The organism is Enterobacter vonholyi (assembly GCF_008364555.1).
GTDB classification, from domain to species: Bacteria; Pseudomonadota; Gammaproteobacteria; order Enterobacterales; family Enterobacteriaceae; genus Enterobacter; species Enterobacter vonholyi.
Genome location: NZ_VTUC01000037.1, coordinates 228,900 through 244,076 on the forward strand (window position 1 = coordinate 228,900; position 15,177 = coordinate 244,076).

12 protein-coding genes are annotated in these 15,177 nt (G+C 58.0%); 6 read left to right on the plus strand and 6 right to left on the minus strand.

Annotated features, from left to right (window positions below; translation table 11 throughout):
* Window positions 1–6: 6 nt before the first annotated feature.
* The 3 genes from F0319_RS19980 to qseB all read right to left on the minus strand — a co-directional run bounded on the left by F0319_RS19980 (window position 7) and on the right by qseB (window position 2,698).
* The gene (locus F0319_RS19980) at window positions 7–588 is read right to left on the minus strand and encodes an NAD(P)H-dependent oxidoreductase (RefSeq protein ID WP_111963279.1); all 582 of its coding nucleotides are present in this window, start codon (window positions 586–588) and stop codon (window positions 7–9) included.
* Window positions 589–692: 104 nt separating this feature from the next.
* Complete coding sequence (gene qseC, locus F0319_RS19985; protein ID WP_149367624.1) at window positions 693–2,042, minus strand: quorum sensing histidine kinase QseC; 1,350 nt, start codon at window positions 2,040–2,042, stop codon at window positions 693–695.
* Window positions 2,039–2,698: a quorum sensing response regulator transcription factor QseB gene (gene qseB / locus F0319_RS19990; protein WP_023326078.1), complete on the minus strand. Its 660-nt coding sequence runs from the start codon at window positions 2,696–2,698 to the stop codon at window positions 2,039–2,041. Before qseB ends, qseC begins: the two co-directional genes overlap by 4 nt.
* Before the next feature lie 138 nt (window positions 2,699–2,836).
* Between qseB and F0319_RS19995 the strand changes: the two genes are divergently transcribed.
* The 4 genes from F0319_RS19995 (at window position 2,837) to ftsP (ending at window position 7,982) form a co-directional block, all read left to right on the plus strand.
* Window positions 2,837–3,232 carry a YgiW/YdeI family stress tolerance OB fold protein gene (locus tag F0319_RS19995; protein WP_149367625.1) on the plus strand — a complete coding sequence of 132 codons (396 nt, stop codon included), beginning with the start codon at window positions 2,837–2,839 and terminating at the stop codon, window positions 3,230–3,232.
* Window positions 3,233–3,350: 118 nt separating this feature from the next.
* Window positions 3,351–5,609 (plus strand): DNA topoisomerase IV subunit A, encoded by a 2,259-nt coding sequence (parC, locus tag F0319_RS20000; protein WP_111963276.1) that lies wholly within the window; start codon window positions 3,351–3,353, stop codon window positions 5,607–5,609.
* 164 nt (window positions 5,610–5,773) lie between these two features.
* Window positions 5,774–6,511 (plus strand): 1-acylglycerol-3-phosphate O-acyltransferase, encoded by a 738-nt coding sequence (gene plsC / locus F0319_RS20005; protein ID WP_045404006.1) that lies wholly within the window; start codon window positions 5,774–5,776, stop codon window positions 6,509–6,511.
* 58 nt (window positions 6,512–6,569) lie between these two features.
* Window positions 6,570–7,982, plus strand: coding sequence for a cell division protein FtsP (gene ftsP / locus F0319_RS20010; protein ID WP_133295144.1), 1,413 nt, complete (start codon window positions 6,570–6,572; stop codon window positions 7,980–7,982).
* Window positions 7,983–8,012: 30 nt separating this feature from the next.
* Here the strand turns inward: ftsP and F0319_RS20015 are convergent, their stop codons facing one another.
* Window positions 8,013–9,488 (minus strand): TrkH family potassium uptake protein, encoded by a 1,476-nt coding sequence (locus F0319_RS20015; protein WP_111963275.1) that lies wholly within the window; start codon window positions 9,486–9,488, stop codon window positions 8,013–8,015.
* 200 nt (window positions 9,489–9,688) lie between these two features.
* Here F0319_RS20015 and F0319_RS20020 point away from each other — a divergent pair, with 200 nt between their 5' ends.
* Window positions 9,689–11,860 carry a YgiQ family radical SAM protein gene (locus F0319_RS20020; protein ID WP_111963274.1) on the plus strand — a complete coding sequence of 724 codons (2,172 nt, stop codon included), beginning with the start codon at window positions 9,689–9,691 and terminating at the stop codon, window positions 11,858–11,860.
* 83 nt (window positions 11,861–11,943) lie between these two features.
* Here the strand turns inward: F0319_RS20020 and dkgA are convergent, their stop codons facing one another.
* Complete coding sequence (gene dkgA / locus F0319_RS20025; protein ID WP_149367626.1) at window positions 11,944–12,771, minus strand: 2,5-didehydrogluconate reductase DkgA; 828 nt, start codon at window positions 12,769–12,771, stop codon at window positions 11,944–11,946.
* 105 nt (window positions 12,772–12,876) lie between these two features.
* Window positions 12,877–14,040, minus strand: a complete 1,164-nt coding sequence (gene yqhD / locus F0319_RS20030; RefSeq protein ID WP_149367627.1) for an alcohol dehydrogenase — start codon at window positions 14,038–14,040, stop codon at window positions 12,877–12,879.
* A gap of 194 nt (window positions 14,041–14,234) precedes the next feature.
* Here yqhD and F0319_RS20035 point away from each other — a divergent pair, with 194 nt between their 5' ends.
* A complete protein-coding gene (locus F0319_RS20035) occupies window positions 14,235–15,134 on the plus strand; it encodes an AraC family transcriptional regulator (RefSeq protein ID WP_111963271.1) in 900 nt (299 codons plus the stop codon).
* Window positions 15,135–15,177: the final 43 nt, after the last annotated feature.

Consider the following 15,177-nt stretch of genomic DNA (forward strand, 5'->3'; position numbering starts at 1 on the left):
TACCAGTTAAGCAAAAATTTCCGCGAGATGCTTGCGATATTCTGCGATATAGCTCGGGACATCAGGCATTTTAATCACGTCGTTGACGATAAACGTCGGCAGAGGATCCATGCCCAGGAACTGGTTAGCCTTGTGGAACGGCAGGTACGCGCCGTCAACGCCCACGCCTTCGAAGAACTGATCTTTCTCGGTGAAGGCTTCCAGCGGGGCGTTCCAGGTCAGAGAGAGCATATATTTTTTGCCCTGAATCATACCGCCTGACCCGTATTTTTTGGACGCGTCAGAGCGGGTGCGGCCATCGCTGGCATACAGTGAGCCATGACCTTCGGTGAACACATCGTCCATGTATTTTTTTACGGTCCACGGCGCGCCCATCCACCAGCCTGGCATCTGCCAGATCACCACGTCAGCCCACAGGAAGTTCTGTACTTCGGCCTTCACGTCGTAGTTGCTGTCCGCGCGTACGACCTTAACATCATGCCCGGCGTCGCGCAGGAAACCGTCCGCGACCTCGGTCAGGGTGTCATTCAGCTGGCCTTTAGAGTGCGCAAATTCTTTTGCACCGTTGATAATCAGGATGTTGCTCATTATTTGTCCTCGACGATGAAAGTATGGCGAGTATTCTACGCGCGAGGACGGAGCGGAAAAATGAGCAAAATGTGCAAAGTCTTTTGCATTAAACGCAATAATTTCTACCAGCTGACCTTCACTTCAAAACCGCCTTCAGGCGCATTGCTCAACGAGACGCGCATACCGTGCAGCGCGGCGATGCGTTTTACGATGGATAACCCCAGCCCGCTGCCCGTGGCATCCTGACCCGGCGGACGATAAAAGCGCTCGCCGATGCGCGCCAGCGCGTCAGGTGAAATGCCTGGGCCGTTGTCGCGCACGGTAAAACTACGCGCGTCCAGGGTGACATCCACCACGCTGCCGCGCGGGCTGTAGCGGATGGCGTTGTCCAGCAGGTTGCGCACCAGCAGGCTTAGCAGCAGTGGCTGTCCCTGACGTTTGATCTGCGGGGCGCGGTTGTTGAGGCGAATATCAATCCCTGCCTGCTGCGCCGGATGCCAGATATCCAGCACCGCCGACTGAAGTAAATCGGCAAGCGTTATCGGTTCGACGTCGTCAAGATTATCCAGCGAGTCCAGACGCGACAGCGTGAGGAGCTGGTCCACCAGCCGGGAAGCGCGGTCGATGCCCGCATGCAGCTGCACCAGCGCTTTTTCCCTCGCCTGCGGATCGTCCTGCGAGAGCTGCGCCACGTCAGTTTGCACCTTCAGGGCCGCCAGCGGGCTGCGCAGCTCGTGGGCGGCGTCGGACGTAAAGCGGCGCTCGCGGGTCATCATTTCCTGGGTACGCGCGAAGAGATGATTCAGCGAATCAAGAAGGGGGCGCACTTCCGTAGGGACGCCCTCCGTCGGCAGTTTATCGGTAGCATCCGGCGAGCGGGAGCGCAGGGTCTGCGCCAGCTTTTTCAGCGGCTTTAGCTCCCGGCTCAGGAGCAAAACCAGCAACAGCAGCATCACGGGCAGCGCCACCAGCCAGGGCGCGAGCTGCGAGCTGACCACGTCCAGCGCCATCTCCTGGCGATACTCCCACTCCTGGCCGACCACCACGCGGTATTTCCCGTCGGGTGAGGTCAGCCACAGGAAACGCCATTCGTCGTTGTCGTCCTGGAGCTGCCCGTTAGCAAACCCGTCGCGGCGATAGTGGTACGGAATATCGCGCCCGTTCTCGCCATCGTTCAGCAGCATTTTGCCGTCGACGGCGTAAATGGCGAAAGCCAGCGCGTCGTCATCGAGACGGCCATGCTTCACTTTTTTCGGGATCTCGCGCATCCGTTCGGGGGCGCGGATCTCGTCAAGATCCATCGTCAGCAGCCGTTTGGCAAACAGCATCTGCTGCGTGTCGAAGAGCTTATCCAGCTTGTGGGTGGTCTGCTGCCAGGCCACCAGGCTGGCGGCAAACCATGCCGTCAGGGAGAGCGCTAAAAAGAGGAGCGTCAGGCGCAGCTTCAGGCTCAGGCGTTGCGTCAGCTTCATGCGTCACCCAGGGTATAGCCGATGCCGTGCACGGTGCGGATAAACTCGCTGCCAAGCTTGCGGCGCAGGTGATGAACGTGGACTTCTACCGCGTTGCTGGAGACGTCGTCATCCCAGGTATACAGTTTTTCTTCAATCGTCTTGCGAGGGAGCACGCGGCCTGCATTGCGCATCAGCAGTTCCAGCAGCGCGAACTCTTTCGGCTTCAGCGTCAGCGGTTCACCGTCCAGCGTGGCGACGAGACGGGTCGGATCGAGCGTGACCTTGCCGTGGCGTAGCTCGCTATGCGTCTGGCCGTGACTGCGGCGGACCAGCGCCTCGAGGCGGGCGCCGACTTCAATCAGCGCGAACGGCTTGCAGAGATAATCATCCGCGCCAAGACGCAGCCCTTCCACGCGCTGGTTGAGCGCATCCCGCGCGGTCAGGATCAATACCGGCTCGCTGCGCCCGCTTTCGCGCCACGCGCGCAGGATGTCCAGACCGTCGATTTCCGGCAGCGTCAGATCCAGCACCACGGCATCATAGGGCGCAGAAGCAAGCGCGGCCTGACCGGTTTTACCGTCGGTAAACCAGTCCACGCTAAAGCCCATTTTGCTTAAACCCGCCCTGATACCGTCGCCGATTAACGTGTCGTCTTCTACCAGTAAAATGCGCATGTTCCCTCCTTGATGCTGTCAGTAAACCCTCTGTAAGCGCCTGCTGTACAGCAATAATAAATAAATTTTTCCCTTAAGAAGTTGTTAAGGATTACCCTGTTTAATGGACTGCGAAACCAGATTAAAGGGAGAGTTAATATGAAAAAATTCGCTGCTATTGCCGCCATCATGATGATGACCACTGCCCCCGTTTTTGCCGCGCAGGGCGGATTTAACGGCCCGTCGGCCACGCAAACCCAGACCCAGACGGGAGGTTTTGTTGATAACGACGCTAACCTCACCACTGCGGTGAAGGTAAAAGAGATGAAGGACGATAGCTGGGTGAAGCTGCGCGGGAACATTACCCAGCGCCTGTCCGATGACCGCTACACCTTCCGCGATGAGACCGGCACGCTCAATGTGGAGATTGACCACAAGCGCTGGAACGGCGTGACCGTCACCCCTCAGGATAAAGTGGAAATCCAGGGCAAGGTCGATAAAGAGTGGAACGATTTTGAAATCGACGTGAAGCAGGTCATTAAGCTGAACAAATAACCCGGAAAGGGCCGCATAAGCGGCCCTTTTTCTTTGTGACTCAACTCGTCAGATAGGGTAGTATCTGCGGCAATATTGCCTGAAACCCTTCGGTTTCTGAGTTGAGGAATCACACGTAATGAGCGATATGGCAGAGCGCCTCGCGCTACATGAATTCACGGAAAACGCCTACCTGAACTATTCCATGTACGTCATCATGGACAGGGCGTTGCCGTTTATCGGGGATGGCCTGAAGCCCGTTCAGCGCCGCATCGTGTATGCGATGTCCGAACTGGGGCTGAACGCCACCGCCAAGTTCAAGAAATCCGCCCGTACCGTCGGTGACGTGCTGGGTAAATACCATCCGCACGGCGACAGCGCCTGCTATGAAGCGATGGTGCTGATGGCTCAGCCGTTCTCTTACCGCTACCCGCTGGTGGATGGTCAGGGGAACTGGGGGGCGCCGGACGATCCGAAATCCTTCGCGGCAATGCGTTATACCGAATCCCGTCTCTCTAAATATGCCGAAGTGCTGCTGGGCGAGCTGGGTCAAGGAACCGTCGACTGGGTGCCAAATTTCGACGGTACGATGCAGGAGCCAAAGATGCTGCCTGCGCGTCTGCCGAACATCCTGCTGAACGGTACCACCGGTATTGCGGTCGGTATGGCGACGGATATTCCGCCGCACAACCTGCGTGAAGTGGCGAAAGCCGCCATCACCCTGATCGAGCAGCCGAAAGCCTCGCTCGACGATCTGCTGGATATCGTGCAGGGGCCAGATTTCCCAACCGAAGCCGAAATCATCACCTCGCGCGCGGAAATCCGCAAAATCTACCAGAACGGGCGCGGCTCTGTGCGCATGCGCGCGGTGTGGAATAAAGAGGACGGCGCCGTGGTGATCACCGCGCTGCCGCATCAGGTTTCCGGCGCCAAAGTGCTGGAGCAGATCGCCTCCCAGATGCGCAATAAAAAGCTGCCGATGGTCGACGACCTGCGCGATGAATCGGACCACGAGAACCCGACCCGTCTGGTGATCGTGCCGCGCTCCAACCGCGTGGACATGGAGCAGGTGATGAACCACCTGTTTGCCACCACCGATCTGGAAAAAAGCTACCGCATCAACCTGAACATGATCGGCCTCGACGGACGCCCGGCGGTGAAAAACCTGCTGGAGATCCTCACCGAATGGCTGACGTTCCGCCGCGATACGGTACGCCGTCGTCTGAACCATCGTCTGGAGAAAGTGCTTAAGCGCCTGCATATCCTTGAAGGTTTGCTGGTGGCGTTCCTCAATATCGACGAGGTGATTGAGATCATCCGCACCGAGGACGAGCCGAAGCCCGCCCTGATGTCGCGCTTTGGCATCAGCGAAACCCAGGCCGAAGCGATCCTCGAGCTGAAGCTGCGCCATCTCGCCAAACTGGAAGAGATGAAGATCCGCGGCGAGCAGAACGAGCTGGAAAAAGAGCGCGATCAGCTGCAGGCGATCCTCGCGTCCGAACGCAAGATGAATAACCTGCTGAAAAAAGAGCTGCAGGCCGATGCCGATGCCTTCGGTGACGACCGTCGTTCTCCGCTGCACGAGCGCGAAGAAGCGAAGGCGATGAACGAGCACGACATGCAGCCGTCCGAGCCTGTGACCATTGTCCTGTCGCAGAGCGGCTGGGTACGCAGCGCCAAAGGCCACGATATCGACGCGCCGGGGCTCAGCTATAAAGCGGGCGACAGCTTCAAAGCGGCGGTCAAAGGCAAGAGCAACCAGCCGGTGGCGTTTATCGACTCCACCGGTCGCAGCTACGCCATTGACCCGATCACGCTGCCTTCCGCGCGCGGGCAGGGCGAGCCGCTAACCGGCAAGCTGACGCTGCCGCCGGGCGCGACGGTTGACCATATGCTGATGGAAGCCGATGACCAGAAGCTGCTGCTGGCGTCCGATGCGGGCTACGGCTTTATCTGTACCTTCAACGATCTGGTCTCCCGCAATCGTGCCGGTAAGGCGCTGATTAGCCTGCCGGACAACGCTCACGTGATGGCACCGCTGGTGATTGAGAACGAAAGCGACATGCTGCTGGCGATCACTACCGCCGGACGTATGCTGATGTTCCCGGTCAGCGATCTGCCGGAGCTGTCAAAAGGCAAGGGCAACAAGATCATCAACATCCCGTCGGCGGAGGCCGCGAAAGGCGAAGATGGCCTGGCGCACCTCTTCCTTCTGCCGCCGCAGAGCACGCTGACCATTCACGTCGGCAAGCGCAAAATCAAGCTTCGTCCGGAAGAGCTGCAGAAGGTGGTGGGTGAGCGCGGTCGCCGCGGCTCGCTGATGCGCGGTCTGCAGCGTATCGATCGCGTGGAGATTGACTCTCCTGCACGCAGCGCTGCGGGCGACAGCGAAGAGTAATGTCGTGATATCCCCCCTCTGTCCGGAGGGGGAATTTCAATAAAATTTCCCGTAAAATCGTTGTTAATTCGTGCGTTGCGATTAACAATACGCGCTCGTAATAAAGTCCTTACCTGGCCACAGGTGAAGTATAATTGTCAGCTGTTGGGGCTTCAGAGGTCGCTATGCTATATATTGTTCGTCTTATTCTTACCGTCATCTACTGTATTCTGGTCTGTATTTTCGGCTCTATTTATTGCCTGTTCAGCCCGCGTAATCCGAAGCATGTCGCCACCTTTGGCCATATGTTCGGGCGCCTTGCTCCGCTGTTTGGCCTGAAGGTTGAAAAACGTCTGCCGGAAGGGGCGGAGAATTTCGGTAACGCCATCTATATTGCCAACCATCAGAACAACTACGATATGGTGACGGCCTCTAATATCGTGCTTCCACCGACCGTGACGGTGGGCAAAAAAAGCCTGCTGTGGATCCCGTTTTTTGGTCAGCTGTACTGGCTTACCGGTAACCTGCTGATTGACCGTAATAACCGTGCAAAAGCGCACAGCACCATTGCGGAAGTAGTGAATCATTTTAAAAAGCGCAAAATCTCAATCTGGATGTTCCCGGAAGGAACGCGCAGCCGTGGTCGCGGCCTGCTGCCGTTTAAAACCGGTGCGTTTCATGCTGCAATTGCGGCAGGTGTTCCAATTATTCCCGTGTGCGTTTCCAATACTTCGAATAAGATTAATCTTAACCGCCTGAATAATGGGCTGGTGATTGTCGAAATGCTGCCACCTGTCGATACCAGCAAATACGGTAAAGATCAGGTGCGCGAATTGGCAGCACACTGCCGTGAGCTAATGGCTCAGCATATTGCGCAGCTCGACAAAGAAGTCGCAGAGAGAGAAGCCGCCGGTAAGATTTAACCCGGCGTTGAAGGGAAAACGAATTCCCGCGTTGTTAGTCGTTTCAGATGGAGCTTATATGTCACTCAGTCGGCGTCAGTTTATTCAGGCTTCGGGGATCGCCCTTTGTGCGGGTGCGATGCCGCTGACAGCCAGCGCCGCCGGGCAGCAACAGCCGCTGCCTATACCGCCATTAATTGAATCCCGTCGCGGTCAGCCGCTTTTCCTGACGCTGCAGCGTAGCCACTGGTCCTTTACCCAGGGGACGCGTGCGCCCGTCTGGGGCATTAACGGACGTTACCTCGGGCCGACCATACGCGTGTGGAATGGCGATGACGTAAAGCTCATCTACAGTAACCGCACCCCTGAAAATGTCGCTATGACCATCAGCGGTCTGCAGGTGCCTGGCCCGCTGATTGGCGGCGCGGCGCGAATGATGTCACCCAGCGCCGACTGGGCGCCCGTTCTGCCGATTCGCCAGAGCGCGGCAACCCTGTGGTATCACGCCAACACGCCTAACCGCACGGCGCAGCAGGTCTATAACGGCCTGGCCGGCATGTTGCTTGTGGAAGATGAAGTCAGCAAATCTCTGCCGATCCCGAATCACTACGGCGTGGATGACTTCCCGATTATCATCCAGGACAAACGTCTGGATAACTTCGGCACGCCTGAATACAGCGAGCCGGGCAGCGGTGGCTTCGTCGGTGATACGCTGCTGGTCAACGGCGCGCAAAGCCCGTATGTCGAAGTTTCTCGCGGCTGGGTGCGCCTGCGCCTGCTCAACGCGTCTAACTCGCGCCGCTATCAGCTGCAAATGAGCGATGGTCGTCCGCTGCACGTGATCTCCGGCGATCAGGGCTTTTTACCGGCGCCGGTGTCCGTCAAACAGCTTGCGCTCTCGCCGGGCGAACGTCGCGAAGTTCTCATTGATATGACCAATGGGGATGAAGTGTCTGTCACCTGCGGTGAAGCGGCCAGCATTGTCGACCGTATTCGCGGGTTCTTTGAACCGTCGAGCATTCTGGTCTCGACCCTGGTGCTGACCCTGCGTCCAACCGGTCTGCTGCCGCTGGTGACCGATAGCCTGCCCATGCGCCTGCTGCCGCAGGAGATCATGAGCGGCTCGCCGGTGCGCAGCCGTGATATCAGCCTCGGCGACGACCCGGGCATCAACGGCGCGCTGTGGGACGTCAACCGCATTGACATTACCGCGCAGCAGGGTACCTGGGAGCGCTGGACGGTGCGTTCAGATATGCCGCAGTCGTTCCATATTGAAGGGGTGGCATTCCTGATCCGCAACGTCAACGGTGCCATGCCGTTCCCGGAAGACCGCGGCTGGAAAGATACCGTCTGGGTGGACGGCCAGGTTGAGCTGCTTGTCTACTACGGTCAGCCTTCGTGGCCGCATTTCCCGTTCCTGTTCCACAGCCAGACGCTGGAGATGATGGACAGGGGCTCCGTAGGGCAGATGCTGATCAATCCGGCCCCATAATCCTGACATTCCCGGTTCGCCGGGAATGTTTTATGCCCGCCAGAAAAAGCGCGAGAACAGTATCAGCACCGGATAAATTTCCAGACGCCCTAAGATCATCGCCGCGCACATCAGCAGTTTTGCCCCCTCTGTTAACGTGCCGAACGTCGACGCCGTCTCGCCAAACCCCAGCCCCATGTTGTTGATGCAGGCGGCAACCGTTGCGAATGACGTAAACAGGTCGTAGCCCATCAGATTGAGCGACCAGACAAAAAAGCCCGTAATCATCACGTAGAGAAAAAAGAAGCTCCAGACTGAGCGCAGGACGCGTTCATTCACCACGCTTTTGCCCACCTTAATGCTCAGCAGCGCTCTCGGATGCGCCAGCTGGTTCATCTCCTGAATACTCTGCTTGAACATAATGAGAAAACGCAGCGCTTTGATCCCGCCGCAGGTCGAGCCTACGCAGCCGCCAAAAAAGCTGGCGCTCAACAGCAGGAAGATGGTATGTGCTGGCCACTGGGCATAGTCGGCTGTCGAAAGGCCGTTATCGGTCATCATCGAACTGGCAAGGAAGAAGGCATGCACCAGGCTATCAGTGGCGTTGTACATCCCGGCATGCCAGACCTGCCAGGCGGTGATGACGATAATCACCGCGGCGGCGCTCAGAAAGAATTTAACCTCCGGGCTGCGGCGAATCGGTTTCAGGGTGCGTCTGACAATGGCGACGTACCAGAGGGTGAAGTTAAACGCGGAGAGCAGTGAAAACGCCCCGGCGACCAGCTCAATCGCGTGGCTGTCATAAAACCCAATGCTCTCGCTGCGGGTGGAGAAACCGCCCAGTGACACGGTCGACAGCCCGTGACAGAGGGCGTCAAAAAAAGACATTCCCGCCAGCCAGTAGGCCAGGGTGCAGGCCACCCCCAGCGCGAAGTAGGTCACCCACAGCGTGCGCGCGGTATCGGCAAGGCGGGGCGTCAGGCGCTCCTCCTTGAACGGTCCCGGCATCTCTGACTGATAGAGCTTCATGCCACCGATGCCCAGCAGCGGCAGGACCGCGACGGCCAGCACGATGACGCCTAACCCGCCAATGAAATTCAGCTGAGCGCGGTAATAAAGGTACGATTTAGGCAGGGCGCTGACGTCCCCGATCACCGTTGCCCCGGTGGTGGTGATCCCGGAAACCCCTTCAAAGAGCGAGTCGGCAAAAGAGAGCTGTAGCCCGTCATCCATCCAGAGCGGCATGGCGCTAATCAATGAAAACAGCAGCCAGAACAGCACGATGATCACGAAACCGTCGCGGGTGCGCAGCTGTATGCCCGCGTGACGGGTTGCCCGCCAGGTTAGCCCTCCGAGAGTAAAAAAGGTTAAAAAGGTGGTCAGAAAGGCAAAGTAGGTCCGCTCTTTATTCAGCAGGGCGATAACCATCGGCGGCAGCATAGAAAGGCTGTACAGCAGAACCAGAAAACCGCAGAGGTGAAGGACCACCCGCAGTTGGGAGACATGTAACGAATCGTTGGGCTTCACAACTGAGCTCCGCACAAATACGCATTACCGGGGCAAATCACCGGAAAATATAGTGAATATTATGATCCAAAATTATCAGGGTGCTGTATTTTAACGAGTTCCGTGAATATCTGCCTGCTTCCTGCATCCTTTTCTTCAAATCCGGCGGATGAACAGCGTATAATCCCGCTCCTTTTGTTTATTTTTTCTTCGGAAGCATTATGAGCGCAATTTCCCTGATCCAGCCGGATCGTGACCTCTTCTCCTGGCCCCAGTACTGGGCGGCCTGCTTTGGACCGGCGCCATTCCTGCCGATGTCCCGGGAAGAGATGGACCAACTGGGCTGGGACAGCTGCGACATCATTCTGGTCACGGGCGATGCCTACGTTGACCACCCGAGCTTCGGCATGGCCATCTGTGGACGTATGCTTGAGGCGCAGGGCTTCCGCGTGGGGATCATCTCCCAGCCTGACTGGAACAGCAAAGACGACTTTATGCGTCTGGGTAAACCGAACCTGTTCTTCGGCGTGACTGCAGGCAACATGGACTCGATGATCAACCGCTATACCGCCGACCGTAAGCTTCGTCATGACGACGCCTACACGCCGGATAACGTGGCGGGTAAACGCCCGGACCGCGCAACCCTCGTCTATACCCAGCGCTGCAAAGAAGCCTGGAAAGACGTGCCGGTGATCCTGGGCGGCATCGAGGCGAGCCTGCGCCGTACCGCGCACTACGATTACTGGTCTGATACCGTGCGCCGCTCGGTGCTGGTGGATTCCAAAGCCGACATGCTGATTTACGGAAACGGCGAGCGTCCGCTGGTGGAAGTGGCGCACCGTCTGTCGCAGGGCGAGCCGGTGAGCAGCATCCGCGACGTGCGCAATACCGCCATCATGGTGAAAGAGGCGCTGCCGGGCTGGCGCGGAGTGGATTCCCGCATCATTGATATGCCGGGTAAAATCGACCCGATCCCACATCCGTACGGCGACGATCTGCCGTGTGCCGATAACAAGCCGGTTGAGCCGAAAAAAGCGGAAGCGAAGGCTATCGTCGTGCAGCCTCCGCGCCCGAAGCCGTGGGAAAAGACCTACGTGCTGCTGCCCTCCTATGAGAAGGTGAAAGCCGACAAGGTGCTCTACGCGCACGCGTCCCGTATTTTGCACCATGAGACCAACCCTGGCTGCGCCCGCGCGTTGATGCAGAAGCACGGCGAGCGCTTTATCTGGATCAACCCGCCGGCGATCCCGCTTTCCACCGAAGAGATGGACAGCGTCTTTGCGCTGCCGTACAAGCGCGTGCCGCACCCTGCTTACGGCAACGCCCGTATCCCGGCGTATGAGATGATTCGCTTCTCGATCAACATCATGCGCGGCTGCTTCGGCGGCTGTTCTTTCTGCTCGATTACCGAGCACGAAGGGCGCATTATTCAGAGCCGCTCTGAAGATTCGATCATCAATGAGATCGAAGCGATTCGCGACTCGGTACCTGGATTTACCGGCGTGATTTCCGACCTCGGCGGTCCAACCGCGAACATGTACATGCTGCGCTGCAAGTCGCCGCGCGCAGAGCAAACCTGTCGTCGCCTCTCCTGCGTCTATCCAAGCATTTGCGAGCACATGGACACTAACCATGAGCCGACGATCAACCTCTACCGCCGCGCGCGTGACCTGAAAGGCATCAAGAAGATCCTGATAGCCTCCGGGGTACGTTACGACATCGCCGTGGAAGATCCGCGCTACATCAAAGAGCTGGCGACGCACCACGTCGGTGGCTATCTGAAGATTGCGCCGGAGCACACCGAAGAAGGCCCGCTGTCGAAGATGATGAAGCCGGGCATGGGTAGCTACGATCGCTTTAAAGAGCTGTTCGACACCTACTCGAAGCAGGCGGGCAAAGAGCAGTATCTGATCCCGTACTTCATCTCTGCGCACCCAGGCACGCGTGATGAGGACATGGTGAACCTGGCGCTGTGGCTGAAGCAGCGCCGCTTCCGCCTGGATCAGGTGCAGAACTTCTATCCGTCACCGCTCGCCAACTCGACGACCATGTATTACACCGGCAAGAATCCGCTGAGTAAGATTGGCTACAAGAGTGAAGAGGTGGTGGTGCCTAAAGGGGATAAACAGCGTCGTCTGCACAAGGCACTGCTGCGTTACCACGATCCGAAAAACTGGCCGCTGATCCGCCAGGCGCTGGAAGAGATGGGTAAAAAACACCTGATCGGCTCGCGCCGCGACTGTCTGGTACCGGCCCCGACGCTGGATGAGATGCGCGAAGCTCGTCGCCAGAACCGCAATACTCGCCCGGCGCTGACCAAGCACACGCCGATTGTGCATCAGCGTTCGAATGGTAATTCGAGTGTGAAGAAGCCCGTGAAGCGCAAAGCGTAAATAATAAACCCCGGCAAGCCGGGGTTTTTATGTCGACACGCAGGCCGGGTAAGGCGAAGCCGCCACCCGGCTTTTTTACGCAATTACCCGCCAAACTGATCCGGGTCCGGCCCAAGCCGCTTGCCCTTATCCAGCTTCGCAATTTCCCCCAGCTCATCTTTGTCGAGACGGAAATCCCAGACGTCGAAGTTCTCGGCGATGCGCGATGGCGTGACCGATTTCGGGATCACCACCAGGCCGTTGTCCAGATGCCAGCGAATGACGATCTGCGCCGGGGTTTTGCCGTATTTATCCGCCAGGTCGCGGATAATTTTCTGGTCGAACACGCCTTCGCTACCCTGTGCCAGCGGGCTCCATGACTCGGTCTGGATTTTATGCGTGGCGTTCCAAGCGTGAAGCTGACGCTGCTGCAGCAGCGGGTGCAGTTCGATCTGGTTAATGACAGGCGCGACGCCCGTCTCGTCAATCAGCCGCTGCAGGTGATGAACCTGGAAGTTGCAGACGCCGATACTTTTCACCAGCCCCTCTTTCTGCAGTTCAATCATCCCTTTCCAGGCATCAACATAATGGTCGATAGCCGGAACCGGCCAGTGCATCAGATAAAGGTCGACGAAGTCGAGCTGGAGCTTCTCCAGGCTCTCCTGCAGGGCCTCGCGGGGACGTTTTTGATCGTCATTCCACAGTTTCGTGGTGATGAATAACTCATCGCGGGGGACACCGGCGCTGGCCAGTGCGGTCCCCACGCCGTCCTCGTTTTTGTACGCGGCGGCGGTGTCAATCGACCGATAGCCGACTTCCAGGGCTTTATGAATGGCGGAGACGACCTCGTCGTTACCGGCTTTCCATACACCTAGCCCCAGCTGGGGCATCACGTTGCCGTCCTGCAGCTTGATTACGGTTTGGTTTGCCATTTTTCCTCCTTCAGGTGCGCATCGTCGGAGGGAGACTCCGGCGATGGGGTGTGCATTAAGTCTGGACGAAATGTCAAAAAACGAAAGTCGGGGGGACAAAAACGCTTAGCGTGCCGCCTCGTAAATACGACGGCTGACGTCCAGCGTGATGTCGCCGTGCTCGCCCAGATGGGTCATGCCGTGCTCTTCGAGTTTCGCCAGCAGGGCAGGGATGGAGCTGCCGTCCAGCCCGTAGCCGGACAGACGCGTTGGCACGCCCAGACCTTCAAAGAAGCTGCGGGTCGCTTCGATGGCGGCATCAATGCGCGCGTCGTCAGAACCCTCGGTGATGTCCCACACGCGCTCAGCGTACTGCAGCAGTTTGGCGCGTTTGGTATCACGTTTTTCATTCCACAGGGCAGGCAGCACAACGGCCAGCGTCTGAGCATGATCCAGACCGTGCATCGCCGTCAGCTCGTGGCCCAGCATGTGGGTCGCCCAGTCCTGCGGCACGCCAGCGCCGATCAGGCCATTCAGCGCCTGTGTGGCGGCCCACATCACGTTGGCACGAACGTCGTAGTTTTCAGGCTCTTTCAGCGCTTTCGGACCTTCTTCAATCAGCGTCAGCAGAATGCCTTCCGCGAAGCGATCCTGAATTTTAGCATTCACCGGGTACGTGACGTACTGCTCAACGGTATGAACAAAGGCATCGACCACGCCGTTCGCCACCTGACGCGCAGGCAGGGTGTAGGTGTAAACCGGGTCCAGGATAGCGAACACAGGCTGGACGTGTTCGTTCATGAAGGCCTGCTTGTCACCGGTGGTTTTACGGGAGATCACCGCGCCCTTGTTGGATTCAGAACCGGTGGCTGGCAGGGTCAGCACGGAGCCCATCGGGATGGCGCTTTTAATGTCGCTGCCGCGGGTTTCCAGAATGTGCCACGGATCGATGCCGTCAGCGTAGTGCGCTGCCGCAGCGATGAATTTGGTGCCGTCCAGTACGGAGCCGCCGCCGACGGCCAGCAGGAAGGTGACGTTTTCTTCGCGGGCAATTTTCACCGCGTTCATCAGCGTTTCGTAAGACGGGTTTGGTTCGATACCACCGAACTCACGCACGTCCAGACCGTCCAGCGCGCTATAAACCTGATCCAGTACGCCGGTTTTTTTCACGCTGCCGCCACCGTAGGTGATCAGTACGCGGGCGTCAGCAGGGATCTGCGCGCGCAGGTCAGCGATAGCGTCTTTACCAAACAGAATGCGGGTTGGGGTGTGAAGATTAAAGTTGTTCATTGCTCGTTCCCTTTAGTGGGTGAAAAACCGTGGTGCGCAGAGGGCGACCTGATGCTGCACATTGTGGCCGTCCGGGGCTATCCCCTCAATGCACATTCCTGCCGATGTCTTGCCCATTTCTACAGAGCGCTGGAGAAAGCGCGGAAAACGACGCACACTGTTAGCGTCAAAAACCGTACCCGGAGTAACGCAAGATGAACCGTGAGGCTATCTGCCAGCAGCTCACTGTGCAGATTAAGAGATTGATAGATAATGATAATCGTGCCAGCGATCTGCTGCCGGATATTCGCCTGCTCTATGGCACGCAGCCGGGGACGCGCACGCCGGTCATGTACCAGCCGGGCATCGTTTTTCTCTTTTCAGGCCATAAAATTGGCTATATCAACGAGCGCGTGTTCCGCTACGACACCAATGAATATCTTCTCCTGACGGTACCTTTACCCTTTGAATGTGAAACCTTCGCGACAGAGGCGGTTCCGCTGGCGGGGATCCGCGTCAATGTCGACATCCTCCAGCTGCAGGAGCTGCTGATGGAGATTGGCGAAGATGAACTCTTCCAGCCTTCGATGGCCTCGAGCGGGATTAACTCGGCGACGCTGTCTGAAGAGATCCTCTGCGCCATTGAGCGTCTGCTGGACGTGATGGAGAGGCCGCTGGACGCGCGTATTCTGGGCAAGCAGATCGTCCGCGAAATTCTGTACCACGTGCTGCTGGGCCCGGGCGGCGGGGCGTTACTGGCTCTGGTGAGCCGACAGACCCACTTCAGCCTGATAAGCCGCGTGCTCAAGCGTATCGAGAGCCAGTACACGGAAAACCTCAGCGTCGACCAGCTGGCGGCGGAAGCAAACATGAGCGTCTCGGCGTTTCACCATAACTTTAAGTCGGTGACCAGCACCTCTCCGCTGCAGTACCTCAAAACCTACCGGCTGCATAAGGCGCGGATGTTGATGATCCACGACGGCATGAAGGCCAGCGCGGCGGCGATGCGGGTGGGCTATGAAAGTGCGTCGCAGTTCAGTCGGGAGTTTAAGCGCTATTTCGGCGTTACGCCGGGAGAGGATGCGTCACGTATCAGAACGATGCAGGGAGCCTGAGGGGAAACACAGGCCGGGTAAGCGACAGCGCCACCCGGCTTGT